Origin of the sequence: Teredinibacter franksiae (assembly GCF_014218805.1) — a bacterium.
GTDB classification, from domain to species: Bacteria; Pseudomonadota; Gammaproteobacteria; order Pseudomonadales; family Cellvibrionaceae; genus Teredinibacter; species Teredinibacter franksiae.
Genome location: NZ_JACJUV010000001.1, coordinates 823,056 through 845,615, shown reverse-complemented (window position 1 = coordinate 845,615; position 22,560 = coordinate 823,056). Strand labels below are relative to the sequence as shown.

The 22,560-nt window shown below is 46.5% G+C and carries 17 protein-coding genes; all 17 read left to right on the top strand.

From position 1 onward, the window contains the following. Positions 1-98: 98 nt before the first annotated feature. The 17 genes from H5336_RS03330 (at position 99) to H5336_RS03250 (ending at position 22,536) form a co-directional block, all read left to right on the top strand. Positions 99-1,103 carry a tryptophan--tRNA ligase gene (locus H5336_RS03330; protein WP_185231400.1) on the top strand — a complete coding sequence of 335 codons (1,005 nt, stop codon included), beginning with the start codon at positions 99-101 and terminating at the stop codon, positions 1,101-1,103. A gap of 487 nt (positions 1,104-1,590) precedes the next feature. Further along, positions 1,591-2,451: a methyl-accepting chemotaxis protein gene (locus H5336_RS03325; protein WP_185235613.1), complete on the top strand. Its 861-nt coding sequence runs from the start codon at positions 1,591-1,593 to the stop codon at positions 2,449-2,451. A 10-nt stretch (positions 2,452-2,461) separates the two neighbouring features. Then, positions 2,462-2,767, top strand: a complete 306-nt coding sequence (locus tag H5336_RS03320) for an STAS domain-containing protein (protein WP_185231389.1) — start codon at positions 2,462-2,464, stop codon at positions 2,765-2,767. Positions 2,768-2,837: 70 nt separating this feature from the next. Next, positions 2,838-4,559: a PP2C family protein-serine/threonine phosphatase gene (locus tag H5336_RS03315; protein ID WP_185231387.1), complete on the top strand. Its 1,722-nt coding sequence runs from the start codon at positions 2,838-2,840 to the stop codon at positions 4,557-4,559. 448 nt (positions 4,560-5,007) lie between these two features. Next, on the top strand, positions 5,008-5,571 hold the full coding sequence (locus tag H5336_RS03310; protein WP_185231385.1) for a contractile injection system cap protein: 564 nt from the start codon (positions 5,008-5,010) through the stop codon (positions 5,569-5,571). Then, positions 5,568-6,299, top strand: coding sequence for a hypothetical protein (locus H5336_RS03305; RefSeq protein ID WP_185231383.1), 732 nt, complete (start codon positions 5,568-5,570; stop codon positions 6,297-6,299). The genes H5336_RS03310 and H5336_RS03305 overlap by 4 nt, the downstream gene beginning before the upstream one ends. A 76-nt stretch (positions 6,300-6,375) precedes the next feature. Beyond that, entirely contained in the window at positions 6,376-7,848 is a 1,473-nt protein-coding gene (locus H5336_RS03300; RefSeq protein ID WP_185231381.1) for a contractile injection system sheath protein, read from the top strand. A gap of 47 nt (positions 7,849-7,895) precedes the next feature. Further along, complete coding sequence (locus tag H5336_RS03295; RefSeq protein ID WP_185231379.1) at positions 7,896-8,327, top strand: phage tail protein; 432 nt, start codon at positions 7,896-7,898, stop codon at positions 8,325-8,327. A 6-nt stretch (positions 8,328-8,333) separates the two neighbouring features. Further along, the gene (locus H5336_RS03290) at positions 8,334-8,774 is read left to right on the top strand and encodes a phage tail protein (RefSeq protein ID WP_185231377.1); all 441 of its coding nucleotides are present in this window, start codon (positions 8,334-8,336) and stop codon (positions 8,772-8,774) included. A gap of 35 nt (positions 8,775-8,809) precedes the next feature. After that, positions 8,810-8,977 (top strand): DUF5908 family protein, encoded by a 168-nt coding sequence (locus H5336_RS03285; protein ID WP_185231375.1) that lies wholly within the window; start codon positions 8,810-8,812, stop codon positions 8,975-8,977. A gap of 5 nt (positions 8,978-8,982) precedes the next feature. Next, entirely contained in the window at positions 8,983-9,666 is a 684-nt protein-coding gene (locus H5336_RS03280; RefSeq protein WP_185231373.1) for a CIS tube protein, read from the top strand. Next, positions 9,663-11,399 carry a type VI secretion system tip protein VgrG gene (gene vgrG / locus H5336_RS03275; RefSeq protein ID WP_185231371.1) on the top strand — a complete coding sequence of 579 codons (1,737 nt, stop codon included), beginning with the start codon at positions 9,663-9,665 and terminating at the stop codon, positions 11,397-11,399. The genes H5336_RS03280 and vgrG overlap by 4 nt, the downstream gene beginning before the upstream one ends. 12 nt (positions 11,400-11,411) lie before the next feature. Next, entirely contained in the window at positions 11,412-11,705 is a 294-nt protein-coding gene (locus H5336_RS03270; RefSeq protein WP_185231369.1) for a PAAR domain-containing contractile injection system baseplate protein, read from the top strand. Between the two features lie 2 nt (positions 11,706-11,707). Further along, positions 11,708-12,115 (top strand): gp25 family contractile injection system sheath assembly initiator, encoded by a 408-nt coding sequence (locus H5336_RS03265; RefSeq protein ID WP_185231367.1) that lies wholly within the window; start codon positions 11,708-11,710, stop codon positions 12,113-12,115. Next, positions 12,112-15,783 carry a baseplate J/gp47 family protein gene (locus H5336_RS03260; protein ID WP_185231365.1) on the top strand — a complete coding sequence of 1,224 codons (3,672 nt, stop codon included), beginning with the start codon at positions 12,112-12,114 and terminating at the stop codon, positions 15,781-15,783. Before H5336_RS03265 ends, H5336_RS03260 begins: the two co-directional genes overlap by 4 nt. Then, positions 15,780-19,148, top strand: coding sequence for a baseplate wedge protein (locus H5336_RS03255; protein WP_185231363.1), 3,369 nt, complete (start codon positions 15,780-15,782; stop codon positions 19,146-19,148). The genes H5336_RS03260 and H5336_RS03255 overlap by 4 nt, the downstream gene beginning before the upstream one ends. A gap of 109 nt (positions 19,149-19,257) precedes the next feature. Next, positions 19,258-22,536 carry a carboxypeptidase-like regulatory domain-containing protein gene (locus tag H5336_RS03250; RefSeq protein WP_185231361.1) on the top strand — a complete coding sequence of 1,093 codons (3,279 nt, stop codon included), beginning with the start codon at positions 19,258-19,260 and terminating at the stop codon, positions 22,534-22,536. The last annotated feature ends 24 nt before the right edge of the window (positions 22,537-22,560 follow it).

Here is a 22,560-nt window from a genome sequence, read left to right as displayed (position 1 = left end):
TGATAGCAGCATCTGGTGGGCCATAAAAAAAGCAGCTGCCTTAATATCGGACAGTAGTTGCATAACAATTTTAAAATAGAAACTATGCTGGACCCATTATGTCTGTGAATCGAATTCTTACCGGTATTACCACAACCGGTACGCCCCATTTGGGCAACTATGTGGGCGCTATTCGCCCGGCAATACAAGCCTGCCAAGCCGGTGGTTCCGAGTCCTACTATTTTCTCGCGGATCTCCACGCCATCATTAAATGTCACCAGCCCGAACTTATTCGCCAGTCGGCGAAAGAGGTGGCAGCCACTTGGCTGGCGTTGGGTTTGGACACGGATAAAGCGGTGTTTTATCGTCAGTCGGATGTGCCCGAAATTACCGAACTTAGCTGGATACTGAGCTGCATGGCGGCGAAGGGCTTAATGAATAGGGCACATGCTTACAAAGCCTCTGTGGCAGCAAACCTTGAAGAGGGGGCCGACCCAGATTTCGGTGTAACCATGGGTCTCTATAGTTATCCGGTATTGATGGCAGCAGACATCTTAATGTTCAACGCCAACAGGGTACCTGTTGGTAAAGACCAAATTCAGCACGTGGAAATGGCTAGAGATATTGCAGGCCGCTTCAATCATCATTTTGGCGAGGTATTTAAACTACCTGAAGCTGTTATTGACGATTCGGTGGCTGTGCTGCAGGGCCTGGATGGCCGTAAAATGAGTAAAAGCTACAACAACACGATTCCCATGTTTCTGCCAGAAAAGCAGCTGCGTAAACACATCAATAAAATCAAAACCAATCTGCTGGAGCCGGGTGAGCCGAAGGATCCGGATACTTCTACGGTTTTCCAAATTTGGCAGGCCTTTGCCGACGGAGAGCAAACGGTTTGGATGCGCAAGCAGTTTGAAGACGGTATTGCTTGGGGCGAAGCCAAAAAACAATTGTTTGAGCTAATAAACGACGAGTTGGGCGGTGCTCGGGACAAATACAACGAGCTACTAGCCGACTCCTCCGTTATCGAGACGGTGTTACAGGCGGGAGCTGAAAAAGCCAGAGCAGTCAGTGGCCCGCTACTTAGTAAAGTTCGCGATGCCATTGGTATTGGTGCTATGTAACGGCCGAGGCATGTTCGCTCTGTGGGCATGTCTCAATTTTCCCCTCCGCGTAAATCCCCTAATTAATATCTCGTTGGTTCTACTTCCTTTTCTTCTTTCATAGAGTTGGCGTAGCCTGTTTAGGCCGTCTAGGCTTAAGAGGGAGTCTCTTCCGGATGTTTGAGGTAGCCCTGTGGAAAACAGCCTATTTAAACTTGTTGTCCCTGCAGCAGTATCTGTTGTCTCGGTGGCAGTTATCTATTTTGTCGATTCATCACACATTGATGCTTTAGTTTTGGTGCTGTGTGTGGGCTGCTGTGTGTGGGTAGCTGGCTTCTCCGATGACGGAGAGAGTGAACAAACCGCGGCTCAGGCGAAGAAGTTATTAGCAAGTTTCTCCGGGGTCCAGGATCAAATTGGCCAGACTTCACTACCGGTCTGCAAGGAACTATTAGAGCTGTCCGGTGAGATTCAAAAAACCGTTGAGGGCTCCAGTATTCGTCTACACATGAGCTTCCAAGGCTTGTCAGCCTCAGCGAATGCTGAAAAAGATCTTATGATGGGGATTGTCCATCAGCTTTCGAGTAAGCAGGAACAAAATAGTGGTGGGCAGGATGAAGACGTTTCCCTCGAGGGCTTCGCTAACGAAGTAGGCCGAATACTGGATGATTATGTCAGCCTGTTTGTTGATATTAGCGATAAAAGTGTCCAGGCCGTCCATAATATTCAAGACATGGTGAAGCAATTGGATAGCATGTTTGGCTTAATCTCCGATATTCGAGGAATAGCCGATCAAACTAATTTATTGGCACTCAATGCCGCCATTGAAGCGGCAAGGGCAGGTGAAGCAGGGCGTGGTTTTGCCGTCGTTGCGGATGAAGTTAGAAAGCTATCGCAAGACTCAAATGCATTGAATGAACAAATACGTGTGCGAGCAGAAGCGGCAAAAAATACGGTTACAAATGTGGAGAAAGTTGTAGGCGAAATTGCCTCCCTGGATATGAATATTGCCATTGATGCTAAGGGCCATTTGGATGCCATGCTGAATGAGTTGGAAATGGTGAACGAAAAAGTGGCTGTTAGTGTTAGTCGTGGCGCGGAAATTGGTGAAGAGATAAACAGTGAAATTGGTAATGCCGTAACGGCCCTGCAGTCCGCCGATCGGGTGTCGCAGTTTGCACAGCAGATAACCCATTATTCGCAGAAAATGGTGGAAGTCTTTTCGGTTCTTACGGAATCGAAAGGTAGTAGCAAGGATCTCGAGAACGTATTTGTCGATATTCGTCAGCGTATCGACGAGTTACAGTTAAATACAGACCCCCGTGGATTGACGCGAGAAAAATCTACTGGAGACATTGAGCTATATTGAGGAAAGCTAAATGGCAATTACTGTTGGTAAAACGGATAGTGGTGATACACGTCTTTCTCTGGGTGAGAGGTTCGATTTTGGTATGGTCGATCAATTCCGAAAATGCTATGAAGATTTGGATGAGATGAAAAGTAAATCGTTGGTAATTGATTTTGCGAATACGCGTTACATGGACAGTTCTGCGTTGGGTATGTTAATTAACGCTAGAAGTTTTTTCTCTGATTCCAAGGTGAAAATTAAAATCATCAATACCAATGATCAGATAAAAAAAATATTTTCAATTTCCCGATTTGATACGAAATTCGATATCTCTTAAAGCGGGTGTCTAAAACCATTAAAATGGAAGCTGTTCGTCTGTTAACGTTGACGTATCGAGTGAATGGAAAATGAAAATACTGGTCGTCGATGATCATTCCTATAATCGAGAACTTTTGTCTTTTATTCTTGAAGACGAAGGCCATGCTTGTGTGGAAGCAGAAAACGGTCGTTTGGCTTGCCTAGCTGTTGAGCAAGATTCGGAAATCAATTTAGTATTGATGGATATTAATATGCCAGAGATGGATGGCATAGAGGCAACAATACAAATAAAAAATGACATAGGTGAAAGGTTTTTACCCGTTATATTTGTAACCGCACTGGATGATAGCGAAGTTGTAACCCGATGCCTTGATGCCGGTGGGGATGATTTTGTTCCCAAGCCGGTAAACGAAAATGTGCTGTTGGCAAAAATTAATGCTCACGCGCGCTCGCAGAGCCTTTATAATGGGCTGCAAGAGGCTAACAATCGACTCATTTATCATCAAAAACTGATGGACCGTGAACACGCCATCGTCGAGCACATATTTGCGCGCGGAAATGCTCGCAGCAAGACAACTTGCGATAACCTCAATATTTTCACTTCACCGGCTTCCATGTTTGATGGTGATGTAACCCTCTCAGGTGCAGCGCCCAACGGTGGGGTGTATCTGATTGTGGGTGATTTTACCGGCCATGGTTTGGCCGCGGCGATGGGGTCTTTGCCGGTTATCGAAGTGTTTTTTAATTTGATCGAAAGGCAAGCTAGTGTGTCTCAAATTGCACTTGAGTTGAATACTCTGCTCTTTGAACTATTGCCGAATAATATGTTTTGTTGTGCAACTATTGCTCATGTCGAACACAGTGGTACGAGTTTTACCATTTGGTCGGGTGGAATGAACGATATTCTGTGTTTGGGCGCGGATGGTAAAGCGCTCACTCGATTTGAATCCATGCATATGCCGCTTGGGATACTCAGCCCTGCTGAGTTTGATGATAGCCCACGGATGATAAAAATTGAGCCTGGTGAAAAAGTGTATGTTTACACCGACGGAGTAAACGAAGCGGCAAACCCGGCGGGTGAAGAGTTTGGTAATGAACGGCTTGAGGAAATCCTCCTTGCCGGCGGTAGTGATGTTGTTAGCGCAATTACGCAGGCGGTCAATGAATTTCATGAGGGTATTGGTCAGTCGGATGACATGTCAATTGTGCAGCTTACCGGAGGGCCGCTAATTCATCGGTCACGAGAAGTTGGCGAAATAGTTGATGTGGCTGCTGACTACCACCGAGCCCAATCTTTTCCTTGGGAGTTTTCGGTACTTCTGGAGGGGGACGACCTTCGCAGTACCTCGGTGGTGAATCAGCTGATGGGTTTTGTGTCCAGTATTAATGGTATTGAACTCCATCAGGATAAAATATTTACTATTGTCAGTGAGTTATTTAGTAACGCTCTAGAGCACGGCGTGTTAGAGCTTGCATCCAGTATGAAACATACGGCGGATGGTTTTGAAGAGTACTACCAAGAGCGAGAGAAGCGCTTGGCGACATTGTCTGCCGGGCAGTTTATTCGCATTAATTTGAATTATTTGTGTGGCGAACCCAATCAGATCAAGCTGGCAATCAGTGATTCTGGTAACGGTTTCGACTACAGTAATTCGATGCGTAAGGCTTCGCTAAATGATGACCTGTACGGCCGTGGGTTAAGCCTGCTGTCTAGCCTGTGCTCCACTTTGGAATACAGTAATGGCGGTAGCACCGCTATAGCGGTATATGATCTTTGTCGAGAACCCTTTACTCATATGGAAGGCATCTAGTCATCTATCGGCAGATAATAATGATTGGTGTGCCGATTATAGTATTGCATTAATCCACACCCGTAAATTTTTACTCACTAGGCGCAAAGCCTAAAAATACCTTAATCGGTTATTGCGACGTTTGATTTGGCGCTGAGTAAAACACTTTAGGCGTTAATTGACGCGAAAAACACCCTTTGTACAAAAAACGCACTCAGCTAGATGTGCTATACGGTATCGTTTCTCGTCTTAAATCGTCGAATCAAACTGGAAGTGCTAACAAAGAAGTCTCAAATACAGATAAACTCTTTGACACCCTCCGAAAATCTACCTTATTCTACAGCCTGATTTCTAACTTTTGCTTTAAGTGCAACAAAGTGAGCGGTCGAAAATGCTTTGTTGCGTACATTATTTTATATATTAGCGAATAAAATAATAAATAGGTTAACTATAACCTTGAGGTTTGCCAGTGATAGGCGACGCGATAGCGTATATTCGACGGGAAGTTCGAGACTACTTGGGTGTTACAGACACCGAGGTATCAAGTGGACCTCTACACGATTTGTCCGGTCGGGATCTTAATCCTGGCGTAAGGATTGCGTTGGTGAACGTTGGGGCAGAGCCCACTCTCCGAAATACTTCACATGTAAAACGAAGCTTATCGGGGCAAAACCAGTATCTGGAGCCTCCGGTATTTGTAAATTGTCATCTAATGTTTGCCTTCGATTTTTCTTCATACCAATCTAATCTTATTCGTCTTTCAGACACTATCGAGTTTTTCCAACAAAAACCCTTCTTTGAGCCTGAAAATGCACGGGTTGAAAATCCGTTCCCTGCAGGGTTAGGCCGACTAGTTTTTGATATGTGTTCGATGGATTTCGAGCAACTAAATCATCTCTGGGGCATATTGGGAGGCGCCTATATCCCTTCTGTACTTTATAAAGTACGGTTAATTAGGCTTCAAGCAGGCACCGCTATTGACGGTCCTGAAGTTACCAGTATTCAGGTGTCAACGGGGTTCAAAGCACAATGAGCTTTCGCCGTGATTACCTGCCGTTGTTCAGTATCAAGTTATTGGATAATAGCGATGGTCAGCCGATCACAGGGGGCAGTATTGTACCTACCCGTGCCGGCATGAAAAAACTGAGCGACCACCAGTTGATTGCAAAATCGAGAACTTGGGGCCTACAGGTCTATTATAGCCGGAACCCTAGGGCCGAATCGCCAGTCGTTGCCGAAGTCAGCACCCGCGTAAGGTTTGACTTTGCGCTGCACTTACCCAGATCTTTTTATAGTGAATATTTGCCCGATATCTCAGGGGGTGAGAAGCTCCACCTGCAAAATTTGGAGGGGGGTGGTGCGATAACGATTGGTGATACAGTCAGTATTGCAGCTGGCGTAACGGTTTCTGCAAATGACGCGGTATTTCTTTTCCCCAAGCGCTTTGAAATAGAACAGGAAGTGCCGCCAGGGGCAACGGAGTATGAGTTGCGCGCTCAGCACGACAATACAGTGCTCGGGAGCTTCCCCGTTGAAACGCTTGGTGGTGGCGACCTACTTGAGTTTGATTTAAAAAAAATTAATAGCGGGCGTTATAGGCTTACAGCCGATACGCAGCCAGGCCTCCACACTCACATATTTGTAGAAAATCAGTTGGCCTCTGAATCGCTGCAAGGAATATGCAGTATATATTTGGAAACTTCACAGCAGTTGGCACCGGTGAATGGCTACCAGTATGAAGCAAGGTTTGCGACGCGTTAGCAGTAGATGTAAATGCTGGCGAAGAGCAATGGACACTCCCTACAACCAATGCCTTAAAGGCGCATAAGGAAAGACTATGGCTCTTTATAAGACCCCGGGGGTTTATATTGAAGAGATTGCCAAGTTTCCGCCGGCCATTGCTGCCGTGGAAACAGCTATCCCGGCTTTTATCGGATTTACCCAAAACGCCGGCTCTCTAACCAATATTCCTACCCGCATTACATCGCTGCTTGAATATGAACAGCATTTTGGCTCCGTGCCCAATCAAGCATTTAGTGTTGCGGTTACGCAACGACAGTTAGCCTCGTCGGGCAAAATTATTGGCACCAGTGTGGCCTTTAACGGTACGCCACCGAGAATTCCTGATTATTTGCTTTATTACAGCATGCAAATGTTTTTCGCTAACGGAGGCGGTGCTTGTTATATCGTCTCTGTTGGTGATACCAGTTCAACGGCCTATGCTTCTAGCCTCTTTACGGCGGCCATAGCCAAGCTCGAAGAGTACGATGAGCCGACTCTTTACGTGTTTCCTGATGCTTGCTCCCATCGAGCCTCTCATGTGGCGTTGGATGGTGATGTAAGTGACATTGTAAACGCGGCGTTAACGAGTTGCGCCAAATTACAGGACCGTTTCACCATAGCGGATGTACGTAACGCAATTGTCGGTGGTACAGATACAAATGCCGAAGTTAATTCAGCATTCAGAAGTGCAACGCTCTCAGATAAAGATATTGTGAAATATGGTGCGGCTTATTTCCCCTATTTGGATACCAATATCAATTTTATAACCACCGATGCGAGCATTCAAATTGCTACGCATACCGTTGTTAGTATTGCGGATGATGGCTCTGAAACGTCTGGTGCGGGTGTAATCGTTGCGGATACTGCGATCAATGATCCATCGATAATTAACGGCCAAACGGAAGTGTATAACGCTGTTAAATCGTTTATCCGGGTTAACGCGAAAGTCACGCTACCACCTTCCGGTGCAGTAGCCGGTATTTACGCACGGGTGGATGGAAGTCGTGGAGTTTGGAAAGCCCCCGCCAATGTTGGTGTTGCCATGGCCGCTAAACCGGCTGTAACCGTGACGAATGACCTCAACGATGACCTGAACGTGGATGCTACTTCGGGTAAATCGGTAAATGCGATACGCTCTTTTGCCGGTAAGGGCATACTTGTATGGGGCGCACGAACACTTGCCGGTAATGATAATGAATGGCGTTATGTACCTGTAAGACGCTTTTTTAATTTTGTAGAAGAGTCCGTTAAAAAGGCCACCTCGGCATTTGTATTCGAACCCAACGATGCAAACACTTGGGCAAAAGTTCGCACAATGATCGAGAATTTTCTGGTTTTACAATGGCGAGACGGAGCCTTGGCTGGGGCAAAGCCTGAAGATGCTTTTTACGTTCGGGTGGGGCTTAACCAAACTATGTCGGCGGACGATATTCTTAATGGATACATGATAGTTGAAATTGGTATGGCTGCTGTTCGTCCCGCTGAGTTTATCGTATTGCAGTTCTCACACAAAATGCAGGAATCCTAATAATCACGTTAATGCGTGATTCCGAATTTACCGGTTGAGGAAAGATTATGGCGAATTATCCATTGCCCAAATTCCACTTTAAAGTGGACTGGGGCGGTCAATCTATTTCGTTTTCAGAAGTCAGTGGTCTGGATGTGGAAACAGAGGTTATTGAATACCGTCACGGTGCCAGTAGCGAGTACAGCAAATTAAAAATGCCTGGGCTGCAAAAATTCTCCAATATAACGTTGAAGCGCGGGGTTTTTCGTGGCGATAACGAATATTTTGAGTGGTACAACACTGTGAAACTCAATACCATCGAACGGCGTGATGTAATGGTCAGCTTGTTGAACGAAGAGCATGAGCCGGTAATGGTATGGAAAATAAAAAATGCCTGGCCCACCAAAATTCAGTCAACGGATTTAAAATCTGATGGTAATGAAGTGGCTATTGAATCTGTAGAATTGGTACACGAAGGTTTGTCGATTCAAAACGAGTAAATACCCATGAGTGACTTTTACCCGCCGGTTGGTTTCCATTTTCGAGTGGAATTTGGTGTGGATGATGTTGGCGATAGCGATATCTTTTTTCGCGAGGTTTCCGGTCTCAATATGGAACTCGAAGAGGAAACAATCGTTGAAGGTGGCGAAAATCGTTTTGTGCAAAAGCTGCCTGTTAGAGCTAAATATCCCGACTTAGTGCTTAAACGCGGCTTATTAAAAGATTCGGCTGTTGGTAAATGGTGTCGAGCGGCCATTCAGGATCTCGACATTAAGCCGGCAACTGTATGGGTAACGCTATTAAATGAGCAACATGAACCTCTGCAAACCTATTGTTTTATTAACGCTTGGCCGAAAAAGTGGCAAATTTCTGATTTTAATGCGGAAAATAGCGAGCTGGTTGTGGAATCGATGGATCTTGCTTACCAGTATTTTACCGTCAGTTAACCCAGTGGTTAACGCGAAGAAAGTGAGGAGTTGCCATGCCGATCGTTATTCATGAGCTAGTTGTAACAGCCGAAGTGGAGCAGCGAATCAGTACCGAGGCGCAACGGCAGGGGGGCGAGCGTAGCGCTTTCGACAGAGAAGAATTGGTCAGAGAGTGTGCTGAGCAAGTAATGAAGCAATTACAGCGTGAGAGGGAGCGATAAGATTTATGTCGACAGGTCTACTCGATAAATTAAAGATCATTCCTTTTTTGGATGCAGAAAGTGTGCAAGGTGGATTACCCTCCGGCCCGCCTTTTTTCGCGCAGTTTAACCCCGAAACGTTGAGTATAAAAAACGAAATTAAGCTGAACACCGAGCAAACGGCTCAGGGCGCAAACGGTGCCGAAGCCAAGCAGGTTAAGGTTGAGCCGCAGGAGTTTAACTTTGATTTTTTGCTGGATGGAACGGGTGCTTCAGGGGTGTCGCTGGATGTGTTTGCGTCAATAGAGCTTTTTAAGCTTACTACCGGATTTACCGGTGAGACCCATCGAAACCGATTTTTAGTTTTACAGTGGGGGCTATTTGTTACCACCTGTGTTTTAAAAAGTTACACCATCAACTATAAGTTATTTCGGGCAGACGGCACGCCACTGCGGGCTGTTATCTCAGCAACGTTTCTTGAACATAAATCCCTGGAGTTGCAGGACCTCATCAGTAATTTGATGTCGCCGGATGTTACTCACGTGCATAACGTTACCGAATCAGAGCACCTAGGAAAGCTGAGTTTTGATATTTATAAGCGTAGCCAGTACTACCTGCAGGTGGCAGCTGTTAATGGCTTGGATACGGTTAGAAAAATTGATGCTGGTACACAGTTAAAATTTCCTCCACTCCGGGAGGGGAACGTGTGAATGCAATAGTACGCCCGGGCGGAAGTGATTTAACAACCTACACGCTAAAAGCTAACGGACAGGTTCTTACGGGTGACTTTAAACTCGAGTATTTGGATGTTCGTCGCATGGCCAACCGTATTGCTACGGCAGAGATTGCTTTTATAGATGGTTCAGCATCGAGTCAGGACTTCGCCTTGAGTGCGACAGATGAAATGCGACCGGGAACTGAAATTGAAATTGCGCTGGGCTATAGATCAAATGAAAATGTTGTTTTTACGGGTGTGTTGGTTTGCCAACAAATTAAAGTGGCCCGAGCTGGCCAGTCTCGCTTAATTCTGCGTTGCCGCGACGCTGCCTACAAATTAGCTATGGGTGCACACTCTGGTCATTACAGCGCTATTTCCGATAGCGACCTCATTAATTTACTTGCCAGTAACCAGCAGATAGTTGCTGATGTTGAAAATACATCGGTCACCCACACCGATATTGTTCAATTAAGACAAACGGATTGGGATTTGATTGTTCAGCGAGCCGAACGTAATGGCTTGTATGTGAATACTGAGAACGGCCAGTTGCAGATAAAAAGTTTTGAACCGAGCGAGCCTGTGATCGTATTGGCTTACGGTCAAAATATTCTAGATTTGGATTTACACCTTGACGGTGAACACCAATTTTCGGCGACTAGTGCGCAATCGTGGGCAATGGCCGAGCAGTCTAATAGCACTCAGGATGGATCTGCTAGTTTACCGCAACCGGGCGATATTTCCGCTACCGAATTGGCCCAGTCTGTTGGGCGTGAACAATTACAGTTGAGCGTAGATGGAAATGTAAACCCCCAAGCATTGCAGGCATGGGCAAATGCCGCAGTAGAGCGACAGCAGCTTTCAAAAACTATAGGTACCGTTACCTTCCAAGGTGATTCGTCTGTTGGCGTAGGTGACTGGGTGCAACTGCAAGGCTTGGGTGCGCGCTTTAATGGTTTGGCGTTTGTTGGTGGGGTGTCCCACAGTTGCTCACGCGGTAATTGGCTCACCACAATACAAGTGGGTATAAAACCCCAATGGCATATGGAGCAGGTGCAAGGTTCCGCGGGTGGTAATACTGCTTGGGAACAGCAAGCTCAGGGCGTCCACATTGGTAAGGTGGTTGCGCTAGCCAACGATCCAGACGGTGAGGAACGTATACAGGTCAAAATACCTATTCTTGGTGAAGACCATTCTGGCGTATGGTCGCGGCTTGTATGCCAAGATGCTGGCGATCAAAGGGGTAGTGTATTTCGCCCGGAAATTGATGACGAAGTAGTCCTTACTTTTGCCGATGGCGATGCGTCTCAGCCTATTGTGTTGGGTGGTTTATACAGCAGCGCACGGCCTGCACCTATAGCGGCGGATAACGACGACAATAACGAAAAAGGCTGGATAACTCGCTCAGGTATGCGTTTGGTTTTTAACGACGATGTCGTAAGTCTTACCATGGAAACCCCTGGAGGTAATGCCATCGTGATCAGTGAAGATGACGGCAGTATTGTTATTAAAGATCAGAACGACAATAGCTGCACGTTGAATAGTGATGGTATTGCTTTGCAGTCCTCTGCCAATGTCACTATTGAAGCGGCGCAAGATGTGAGTATTAAGGGTACAAATGTGGCCATAGAATCTAGCGCAAACTTAGATTTAAAAGCAGGCGCCAATGCCTCGCTCGAAGGTGGTGCTGTAACCAAAGTGAATGGCTCACTAGTTCAAATTAATTAATAAGGTTAGAAAATGCCTCCCGCTGCACGAGTGAACGATATGCATGTATGCCCAATGACGAGCCCTGGGCCGGTGCCCCACGTTGGCGGCCCCATTCTTCCCGCTGGGGAGCCGACAGTACTTATTGCGGGCATGCCCGCAGCCCGTGTTGGCGATAGTGCTTTGTGCTCTGGCCCAACGGATTCCATTGTTGCGGGTTCGTCAACGGTGTTAATTGGTGGAATGCCTGCAGCGCGAATGGGAGATTCAACCGCCCATGGCGGCACTATTGTTGTCGGAGAACCAACGGTACTCATTGGAGGCTAGGCATGGCACTACAGGATGATATTATCGGCCGAGGCTGGAGCTTTCCACCGGAGTTCGACGGTACAAGCCATGGTATAAAAATGACTACCGGGCATGAAGATATTAATAATAGCCTGCATATTATTTTTAATACGGCGCTCGGGGAGCGAGTTATGCAACCCAAATTCGGGTGCAGCTTGCACAGCATGGTGTTCGATTCATTAAATACCGGTAACCTTGCGTATATTCGCAACATGCTCGAAACCGCTATTCTTTATCACGAACCCAGAATAGATGCCGAACCAATAACGTTTGATACCACCTCTGAGTTGGGTACGTTGCGTATACAGATTGAATACACCGTTCGTGGCACCAACTCACGCTATAACTTTGTGCACCCGTTTTACCTTAATGAGGGGAGCGGAATATGAGCCACCCCTGTCAGCGTAAAAACCCGTTGGTGCGTAGTGGCACAGACCGTAGCTCTCGCCAGCTTCCTGCCCTGGCAACGGACTATTTCGTTGCCGATGAGCGGAGCCTAGCTGATTTTATTTTATTCGCCCGGCGTTACATGGCCAATATTAAATTTTACGGTGAGGGTGCGCCCGTAGAAGCCAATTGGCAGCCGTTCTTTGAGCAAGACATTAGCGTTAATTTGGCAACACTTGCCAGCTCGCCGTTAAAACCATTTGTAGCTTTTAAAGACGAGCTGATAAATTATTTAAAAAGCGCCTCCGATGAACAATTATTACGTGAGCACTTTGCGCTTTTACTGCAGCTTCCGTTACTGTTGCTCACCGAGATTAGTACCAGCAAAGAACGCATTACGCCTGGGGAACCGTTATTACGCCAAATGGAGCAATGGGCGGCAAGGGAGTTGGAAGGCGAGTTGGGGCAATTACTGAGTTTCTATCTAGGGGCTATTCAGGAGCTGGCGGGTTATGGCGATACGGCAATTGATACTACGCTGCTAAACTTGGATGCCAGTAGTGGCCTTGATCAACCGCTTATCCCCGAAAAAATACAACAACGGTTAACCGCATTAACGTGTACCCAGATGTTGGAGCAAGTATTTGATCAATTCGACGGCTTGGATGCAGGCGTTTTGGTGAGTACGGCTGCCAATACAGCGCCCTTTGAAGCTTCGAGTAATGTGGCAGAGCAAATCGAAGATGCGCTTAATTATAATTTACTGATTAACACGGTCGAACATCTTTTAAGTGCCACACAGTTCGTAATCGATATCGCCAGTACGGCGTTGGAAGAATCTCTACAGCGTAATGACCATGAGCCTTCTTATGGGCTTTGGTTAACTTTCCTAAAACTCTACCGCCACCCACAGCAATTACTGAATCAGTTTACCGACCGTCATCTTGAATTCTATTACCGTGATGTACTTCAGTTAAAAAACCAGCCAAAACAGGGTGATCGCATAGCGCTGGTAGTGGAGTTGGCGCGTCAGCATAATGAATATCTATTGCAGGCCGGTACTCGTTTTGATGCAGGTAAAGATGATAATGGAACGAAACGTATATACGAGCTAGAAAATGATACCGTTTTTAACCAAGCGAAAATTGCACAGTTAAAAAGTTTTTATCATCATGAACTTGCTACCGAGAGCAGCGCATATACAGCTGATGTGACCAACAGTAGCGATGGTCAAGGCGAAAAGCTTGATAAGCACGATCCCTCCTGGTTGCCCTTTGGCCCTGTTCACAGTAATAGCCTGGCAGCGCTGGGTTTTGCCGTCGCTGACGAAAAATTGCGCCTGTCGGATGGTGACAGAATCATCACGCTTAGCTTTGCTGGGGTGACCGGTTTTCCTACACGAATACAGAATTGTCTGGCTGCGGCCCTCACTACAGAAGAGGAATGGCTGCAGCTTGATAGTAATCAGCTGACCGTTGCGCGATCTGGAAATAGTTTGGTGCTTACCATAACACTGAATGGTGGGCAGCCTGCCGTAACGCCCTATAGTGCCGATATTCATGGTTACACTTTTAATGCGTCGCTTCCCCTTTTGCGCGTATGGTTAAAGCCAGAGGCCGGCAATTTTAAGGAGTGGTTAAATTTTCGATTTGTCGAGTGCTTATTGGTAACCGAAGTTCGGAGCAGTCGAAATTACAGCCTAAGTAATGATAATGGTCCATTAGACCCGGCAAAACCATTTATGCCCTTTGGCCCTATACCGAAAGAAAACAATCATTTTATTGTCGGTGGCAAAGAACTGTTCAGTAAGCCCCTATTAACAATCGAGCTTCGTCCAAAATGGCAGGAAAAGTTCGGTTGGACCTCCCATTACAGTCGCGAGCAATTCGCATATTTTGTCCGGACCGAAGTGGAGTGGCTCACAAAAGGTAAATGGGAAAAGAAGACGGAGGCGAACCGGGTTCCCTTTTTTGTACACGCCACGGACGAAGAGGCTCACGGGCTATTGGGAATTGCACTTTTGTTTCTTCTGCTTGCAGGAAAAACACTCGATTCGCTATTTGAAGATGACGAATTCTACACATTGCTGGTCAACCTGGGGCTGCTGGGGGCTGGCATTAGTCTTCCCGTGGATAACGCCAGTACGCCATTCGATAGCTTAGACGAGCAACGCAAGGCCTCTAGCTCAACCGGGTTTGTGCGCTTTAAGTTACTGGACGCACTAGGCCACCGTCAATACGCCAAGGAGTATGCGTTATCGGTAATGGCAAAAGCACCGGGAGTAACGGGAATTGCGCAAGATGCTTCGGTGAATTATGACAATGGCATTCCGAAAGAGCCTTATACGCCGGTTATTTCAGAGCTAACCCTTAACTATAAAACCCAAAGTGGCAGGCCTAGCCAATTTATTCATCATTACCCCTTTGGCGCGTTAGCAACGGCTGCCACTAATAATAGTATTCTTCCCCCACTTAACGAGAAGGCAGAGTTGTATGTTGGCTTGGAAAATGCTGAGCCTCCGCAATCAATATCGTTGCTGTTTTCGGCCGTGGAGGGCAGTGCAAACCCGCTTAAAAACCCGGCTAGCCTTCAGTGGCACTATCTTTCTGGCGACAGCTGGATTGAGGTCCCGACAGTGAACATCGCCGATAGCAGCGCGGCTCTCGCGGGCTCCGGTATCATTGCGTTTGAGTTGCCTATAGACGCCGACACCCGACACGCTATTTTGCCCACGGGTCTTCATTGGTTAAAGCTTTCTGTTGCAAGCGATGCGGATGCAGTAGCGAAGCTTACGGGTATTTATACTCAGGGTGTATCGGTTAGCTGGGTAGATAATAATAACGCTAATAATATGCTTGCTACGCCACTGCCCGTAAATGCCATATCACGCCTGGTTACACCTGATACAGCCATAAAAAGTATCTCGCAACCATTACCTTCAGTTGACGGTAAACCAGAAGAAGATAACAGCACCTTTAATTTACGCGTGAGTGAGCGATTACGGCATAAAGACAGGGCCGTAACAATTTGGGATTATGAACACCTGATTTTGCAACGGTTTCCGCAGGTTTATAAAGTGCGTTGTTTAAATCATACCGCTTTGTGTCGTGATGGAAACAAACGCGTGCTAGCAGAAAACGGCTTACACCCGGGTGCGGTGCTGGTTATCCCTATTCCTAAGTTAGAGGCCGACTCTGCGAGCGACCCTCATCGGCCCTACACAACAACCAAAACGTTGGCCGATATCAACACCTTTTTACGTGCACGTATTTCTCCATTTGTGCGTTTGGAAGTACAAAACCCAAAAATAGAAGAGGTGCAGCTTAAGTTTTGGGTGGCGTTTCATGTACACATTCTCGATACCGGATATTATTTAAAGTTGCTGAACAGCGAGATTAATCAATACCTGATGCCTTGGGCTTACAACCACAATGCCGAATTAGATTTTAACGGAAGTTGGTATAAATCGACGCTTGTCAATTTTATAGAAGAACGACCTTACGTTAACTTTATTAAAGATGTGGAAATGTTCCACCGTCGCGACATTGAAGATACAAGCGAAGGCTGGAAGCGGCAGGATACCGACGTTATTAGAACATCTACGGCGGGTTCGATTTTGGTCTCATATGCGCAGCACGATATTGTTGAAATTTCCGAGGTGGTGGCATGAGTGGGCAAACCCTGGTGCGAAACAAGGTTTTAAACACCGCACAAAATTTCGACACCCTGCGTGAACAGGGTATAGAAACTATCCGTCAGTTAAGCGGTGCATTGTGGACAGATCACAACCTTCATGACCCCGGCATTACTACCCTTGAGCTTTTGTGCTATGCCATCACAGATTTGGGCTATCGTACAGAATTCCCTACCGCAGATCTCCTTAGCGGGCAAACAGGGTTTATTTCTGAACCAGAAAAATCCAGTTTTTTTCCCGCTCAAGATGTATTAACCAGCACTCCATTAACGCCTCTCGACTACCGAAAATTACTACTTAAAATAGAAGGCATTCGCAACGCCTGGTTGCAACCGCGATTGGAAGCACCTAGTTCAGAAGTACCTGTTTATGTCGACACATTAGCTGGATCATTAAGTTTCTCTACGCTTAATGCAGAAAGCGGTAGCAATATACCGATTATAGTGACCGGTTTGTACGACGTATGGTTGGAGTTTGAGCCACACGTTGAGTGGGGCAGTATGAATGAAACCGCGTTGCCGCTAAATTTTCGTGGTGGCAGTTTCTCAGGTAAGCGAGGGCAAGTGTTGTTCGCTGAAAATACTGTTTCTAACAGTAATGCCTGGGGCAGGCTGGGGAGCATTGATAACCTACTAAATGATTTGACGATTGAGGTACAGCAATTCACCAATCGCTCGGCCAATATTCGTGTTACCTATGAGGAGGAGATCTTTCCTGAAGTTGTTGTACAACTCGCAGAATTAGGCTCGCTAGAAATAGCCGAGAGCGATTGGGTTGCAATGCTGTCTTCGCCCTCGTTCTCACCTCTTTTAGCTTTCGCCGCCAAACAGGCTGAGATTCAGCGGCGGACAGGAAAAGCGGTTGCTGTGCTACAGGACAATCGCAACCTTTGTGAAGATTTTGCTGCTGTAGTAACGGTTGCTGCAGACTATGTGGCGGTATGCAGTGATATTGAGGTCAGCCCAGAAGCCGATTTGGAGGAGGTGCAAGCGCAGGTGTATTTTGCCATTGAGCAATACCTGAATCCACCCGTACCCTTTTACGCGTTGAGTGAATTATTGAGTAAAGGCTTAGCCGCAGAAACCATTTTTAACGGGCCGTACATAAATCATGAATTGATTCACGATGGCGATCGTGTTTTTGATAAGCCCGGTTTCATATTAGATGAAGACTTACAGGCGGCCGAGTTACGGTCAATAATTCATAGCTCAGATATCATTAATGAGCTAATGGATATTGAGCATGTTGTAAATATTAAATCGCTTTCTTTACGCAAATATTCCGCTGCTGGGCAGCCAATGGGTGATGCTCAGCCCTGGTGCCTTGCTGTTAGTAGCGGCCACCAGCCTGTACTCAGCATTGCTAACTCCAATATTCTATTTTTTAAGCAGGGAGTGCCTTTTGTTGCCAGAACCGATGAGTTCGAAGCTACTCTGCGGCATTTGCGGGCGCTGGCTAGCAAGCAGGCCTATGGCAATCTTGAAGAAAGCCTGACGGTGCCCGCCGGTCGTTACCGGAACACGCTGAGCCATTACCCGGTACAGCACGATTTTCCACAGACTTACCAAATTGGTGAGGCGGGCTTGGAAGCCAGTGCCGACCACCAGCGGGTAACACAAGCTCGCCAATTTAAGGGTTATTTGATGGTCTTTGAGCAGGTACTGGCCGACTATCTTGCTCAGCTCGCTCATTTGCCACAGCTTTATTCTATAGAGTCGGATCTAGGGCAAAGTTATTTCAGTCAGTTTCTCACGGGTATCGCGCCTTCGCGCGGTACTTTTGCGGATGAATTTTATCAGGATGCTGCGCTATTTTCGAATGCTGCGGAGCGCGCAAGTTTACGTGAAGATAGAGAAGCTTTTTTTGAGCGTCGTCATCGTTTATTGGATCATTTGTTGGCAAGGTTTTCAGAAAAATTCACTGACTATGTCATGTTAATGATGCAGCAAGGAGGGCGATCTTTAAAAACATCTGAGGAACTCATGGCCGACAAAATTGATTTTTTGCGGCAGCAGCCCGTACTTAGTCGGGAACGAAATAAGGCGTTTAATTACAAGCCAGACTCGCCGGGTGAGGTATGGAATAGTCATAATGTTTCAGGGTTAGAAAAGCGAGCAGGCCGCCTAGCCGGCTTTGATGACTACAGTCGCCGGAACCTATCTTGCACCGCTTTTTTTAGTACGCTTATGGATACCCGCCGAGTGGGTGATGACTACCGTGTTGAAATCAAGGATGCCGCGAACAGGCTGTTATTTAAGTCGGTAGAGCTTTTTTCCAGCCGGGAGCTCGCAATGGACACTGCACGACTACTATATCCGTCAATTTCAGAGGAAAGCGCTTTTGTTGTCGACGTTAATGACGAAGACAAATCTATCTGGCGGATAGTAGTCGGTGAATTGTCATTGGAGCACGATAAACGCTACAGCCAGGAAAATGCGTTAAACGTCGATATTGATAAAGTGCGTACGCGCATTGGTGAAGTGTTATTGGAGGCAAGTGAAGAAACGCTTGCAGATGAAAGTTTACCTCAACATCCATTGAACATTATTTTCGATACACGAGAATACGGAAGGGATTACCGTGTTGAGATAAAAGACTCAGAGCAGAACATTCTATTTAAGTCGAAAGAAATATTTGCCACGAGGCAGCAGGCTGTAGCAAAGGCGCGGGCTGTTTTTTCCGGGGTTAAAAACCCAAAAAATTATACTATTGATGCTAGTGGCGGTGCCGGGGCGGTATTCTTTACATTGGTTTTTGGTGGGGTAGAGCTTATCCATGATGTGATGTTCGATACCGCGAATGATGCCGTCCACGCAATAGAAGAGGTTGTTGCACGTTATTTCCAAGTACTGTTGAGCGAAGCCTGTGATAGTGAGGGTATGTATCTAATCGAACACATTTTATTGCGCCCTCGCAATGCTAGTTCGACGTTACCAGACATCTGCATCAATCAGGATCATGGGGCTTGCACCGATGAAGATCCTTATTCTTTTAGAGCTTCGGTAGTATTGCCCTATTGGCCAACACGTTTCCAAAACCTTGCTTTTCGGAATTTTTTTGAGAATTTGATTCGCGAACAAGCTCCGGCTCATGTTCACCTAAAAATATGTTGGGTTGATCATCTGCAGATGGTTGAAGTGGAGAAGGCGTTGAAAACCTGGTTACAAGCTCTGCGTAACGAAGAATTTAATAGCAACCTGCTGGCAGCGGCTCAAAATCAGTTGTTGGTAATACTTGAACAGTTAAAAAGCATTTACCCAACTGCGACACTGCATGATTGTGAAGATGATGATAGCGGCACGCCTGTGCGGCTGGGAAGTACCAACCTTGGTGTGTTTTAAAACGCTATCGGGCAATCCTCGGGTAGCGCCGGTAAGTAGTTGTGGAAAGACCGTTAGTAGCCGCCAAAAAGAAATGCCAAACGCATAATTAATTAAGGCTGGAAAGGAAATGCAAACTTTTTATCCCGTATTTGAAAGTGGCCAGGTGCTTACTAATGCACATCTCAATCAGATGTCTGCTTGGTTGAATGAGCAGGTTCAGCAGAGTCGACACAAGCTATTTGGTATTGGCATTGTTTGTGGGCTTGAACCTCTGAGGGAGGGCAACCAGGTTAGCGTTAGCGGCGGTGTTGCCGTTACGTCTAATGGTTATTTATTAACTCAGGACGGCAATCAAAGCTACACCCAGTGTCGTGAGTACAACTTACCGGTATCAGCTTCGGTGGAAAACGACAACGCTGTAGACGCTATTGAAGTTCCAGAGTTACTCCCCGATGCCAATGTACCCATGTGGGAACTGCTCACGTCTGAGTTTGAAGCGGATGCTGAAGGTCCTTCGGTACAAACGTTGAGTGCAAGTTTCCTCGGCGATAAAGTAGTGATGTTGTTACTGGAAGCAAAAGTTCAGTCGCTTAAAAACTGTGATGTAAACAGTTGTGCAGATAAGGGCGCCCGCTATCAATTTACGCTACGAACCTTGTTAGTGCATGAAAACGATGCGCGAACGCTATGGCAAGGGGAAACCGATGCCAGTACAGAATTACGGCCTTTCGACCAAAACTGGCAGGTGTTACATAATCATTTACTGCCTCAAGCGGTTGAAAAGCTGGTTGTCGCCAGTGGTGGACTCGAGAGTTTAGAGCAGGTACATACTAAAGTACAAAGTATTGCCGCAAGTGCTTGGCAAAGGTTACGTGCACAGCTGCAGGCCAGTTTCGATGTGTATGGTTGGATTTTGCGCGAGCGCTTTCCCCATGAAACCTTCCCTACGGACCCTTGGGCGGGTATGGAAACATTGTTTAATACACAACCACAAAATGCACGGGACTTATTTCTTAATTTACATCATTACGATTTGTTACAGGATGTGGCCGCTTCCTACAATGAATTTCTTGAGGTTGCGTATGAATACAATGCGCTCTGTTGTCCCAACCCTCAGCGCTTTCCCTACCATGTATTCTTAGGAAAGGCAGAAACAGAAAAAGTGGCGCAACAACCGGGTAATAGAACGTTTGCGAGCATTAACTTCAATGTAGGAGCGAAACCGACGGCCGCTGAATTACGTCATCCTTTTTACCCATGTCCACAAATGGATGGGCAGAAACCTCTTGCGCTACGTATGCAAGATTTGTATTACCGTACTTGGTTACTCTTAAAGCGATATCGTACCAATAGCTTATCGACGAAGGCGTTGAAAATATTGCCGAGCCAAGTGGGTGGTGCATTATCGGGTAAGGCTATCCCCTATTACTTGGAGCTCAATCCAGCCGATGATCTTCATCGTAACTGGAACCCCGAGTTTACACGTAAAGGCAAGTTACCATTGGTGCCGGGGTACGACGTAAGTTCGAGTAACCCGCATCCACTTATGCGTGTGCCATTGGAGCACGATTTTTATCGTGTAGAAGGTGTTAGCGGTAAACCGTTAGGGCAGTTAATTGCAGAGCTGCGCCTGCAAAAGCAGCAATTGGGTCTTAGCTTTGCGATTGAACCGGTTTTCATACCGGTACAGGCGGGCAATAACCAGTTTTCTAAAGCTTCCCTGTTGGCACTGTTACTTAAAGATCGCACTTTGCTCAGGTTGTTTAAATGCAAGCTGGGTGATATGGATGTGATCTTTTTGCTTCTCTTAGCTGTAGTGTTTCAGCTATTACTAACGTTGGTATACCTGCTGGCGCGTTTGCGGCCATCGGAAAACCAAGCGCTGTCGATGGTTGGTCCCGAGCTCAAACGTTTCAGCGTTGACGAAAGTGCGCTGCGAGCGGCTATGGAGGGGAATGATGTCATAGCACTTCAATTAGCTGCCGACGAAATGATGCAGGCAAATAACGTTGGGCAGTTTTATTTAAATCAGGTGCGTGCCGGTAATCTAGGCGCCTTGGATCTAATAGATGCACTTGATGAAGACGACGACCCCAATGGGGCTATTGCGCAGGTGTATCAGTTGTCGAAAAAACAAGCTTCTGAGAGTTTGTTTGAACGCGTGCGCAGTGTGGTGGGTGATGACGCGGACGATGAGCAGTTACAAGAAGTCTACCATTCCGCCAGAATGATGCAGCAATCTGAAAAATTAATGGCGCAAGTATCCGTTGAAAGTATCGCTCAATTTGAATTTGATGACTTTCATGCACAAATTGAAGAGCTGAGCAGTGCCCACAAAGAACTCAACCAGCATGCGAACGCCCAAAATAATCCAGAGGTTCAAGCTGTACTTACGGGTGTTAACAGTCAAATGGGGTTGCTCGGTAATTTGGGTAAAAGCGCCTTGCTTACTAATATGCAAGAAGAATTCGGTAAGCGTATTAAAAACATTTTTGAAGAATTTATATTCGATGGCTATGCGCGTAAGCATCCTGGCTTAGAGCATTTATGCGGGGTGCCTAAAGGTGGCACCTTGGTTCTGGCGTATACCCATAAAACTTTATTGGAAAAATATACGCCTCCCATTGAAGAGTCAGAGCAAGCGGTTGCTCCTGCTCTGGCAGCGGCGCTTGCCAACGACGACGCTAAGGCCTTTGTCACTGCGAATGCTGAAATAATGTTGCGTGCCGAGACGATTCTTGCCGAAGAGCGGGTTTCGCCTGCGGTTGAGGCACGGCTGGCTAGTCTTGTAGAAGCCAGTCGGAATGATCGCTCGGCGATTATGGCCTTAAGCGAAAGTGTAATGGCTAACGAAAATGTGAATGTTGATAAGGACGTTGTTGGAGAGATGGCCTCCGAAAACCCGCAATTTGCGCTAGCAAATAATGCTTTTGAGCTGCTTGACGTTAGTAAAGCGGCGGATCAAGACGATCCGCTTAACGACATGGTAGTCGTTGCCGATTTCTGTTTACCCACTTTCTGTTGTGATAGCGATTGCTCCGATCTAGAGTTGGCAACAGCACCGAATGTGCCACCTGAGCAGGCAGAGGCTGTCAGTGTGAGTGTTAGTGGAAAGATAGTGGCAGCAGCAGCTAAAGGTGCACTCGAAGCCCTTGTGCGAAAATCGCGAGTCCCCTTGGTCGATGCGACGTTATCGGTACTTGATCGTGATAATAAAGCCGTAAAAGTGAGAGTAACGCGTGGATCATTTCTTTTTAAAGTGAAACCCGGGGTTTATAACATCACAGCGTCGGCTCCTGGTTACGTTACACAGGAACAGGAAGTGCAAATTGGTAAAACCGTTTTAAAAGATATAGTCGTTACGCTAGATAAGTCTAGGGGTAAGGGCAAAACAATACGCCAGTAAATCGGCGAAAACTCATGCTGGATT

Excerpts from the sequence above, each read along its gene's own strand:
- H5336_RS03285 (WP_185231375.1), top strand. The coding sequence starts at position 8,810 with ATGCCGATCGTTATTCATGAGCTAGTTGTAACAGCCGAAGTGGAGCAG.
- H5336_RS03325 (WP_185235613.1), top strand. The coding sequence starts at position 1,591 with ATGAGCTTCCAAGGCTTGTCAGCCTCAGCGAATGCTGAAAAAGATCTT.
- H5336_RS03295 (WP_185231379.1), top strand. The coding sequence starts at position 7,896 with ATGGCGAATTATCCATTGCCCAAATTCCACTTTAAAGTGGACTGGGGC.
- H5336_RS03260 (WP_185231365.1), top strand. The coding sequence starts at position 12,112 with ATGAGCCACCCCTGTCAGCGTAAAAACCCGTTGGTGCGTAGTGGCACA.
- H5336_RS03290 (WP_185231377.1), top strand. The coding sequence starts at position 8,334 with ATGAGTGACTTTTACCCGCCGGTTGGTTTCCATTTTCGAGTGGAATTT.
- H5336_RS03280 (WP_185231373.1), top strand. The coding sequence starts at position 8,983 with ATGTCGACAGGTCTACTCGATAAATTAAAGATCATTCCTTTTTTGGAT.
- H5336_RS03300 (WP_185231381.1), top strand. The coding sequence starts at position 6,376 with ATGGCTCTTTATAAGACCCCGGGGGTTTATATTGAAGAGATTGCCAAG.
- H5336_RS03250 (WP_185231361.1), top strand. The coding sequence starts at position 19,258 with ATGCAAACTTTTTATCCCGTATTTGAAAGTGGCCAGGTGCTTACTAAT.
- H5336_RS03315 (WP_185231387.1), top strand. The coding sequence starts at position 2,838 with ATGAAAATACTGGTCGTCGATGATCATTCCTATAATCGAGAACTTTTG.
- H5336_RS03270 (WP_185231369.1), top strand. The coding sequence starts at position 11,412 with ATGCCTCCCGCTGCACGAGTGAACGATATGCATGTATGCCCAATGACG.
- H5336_RS03265 (WP_185231367.1), top strand. The coding sequence starts at position 11,708 with ATGGCACTACAGGATGATATTATCGGCCGAGGCTGGAGCTTTCCACCG.
- H5336_RS03320 (WP_185231389.1), top strand. The coding sequence starts at position 2,462 with ATGGCAATTACTGTTGGTAAAACGGATAGTGGTGATACACGTCTTTCT.
- H5336_RS03305 (WP_185231383.1), top strand. The coding sequence starts at position 5,568 with ATGAGCTTTCGCCGTGATTACCTGCCGTTGTTCAGTATCAAGTTATTG.
- H5336_RS03255 (WP_185231363.1), top strand. The coding sequence starts at position 15,780 with ATGAGTGGGCAAACCCTGGTGCGAAACAAGGTTTTAAACACCGCACAA.
- H5336_RS03330 (WP_185231400.1), top strand. The coding sequence starts at position 99 with ATGTCTGTGAATCGAATTCTTACCGGTATTACCACAACCGGTACGCCC.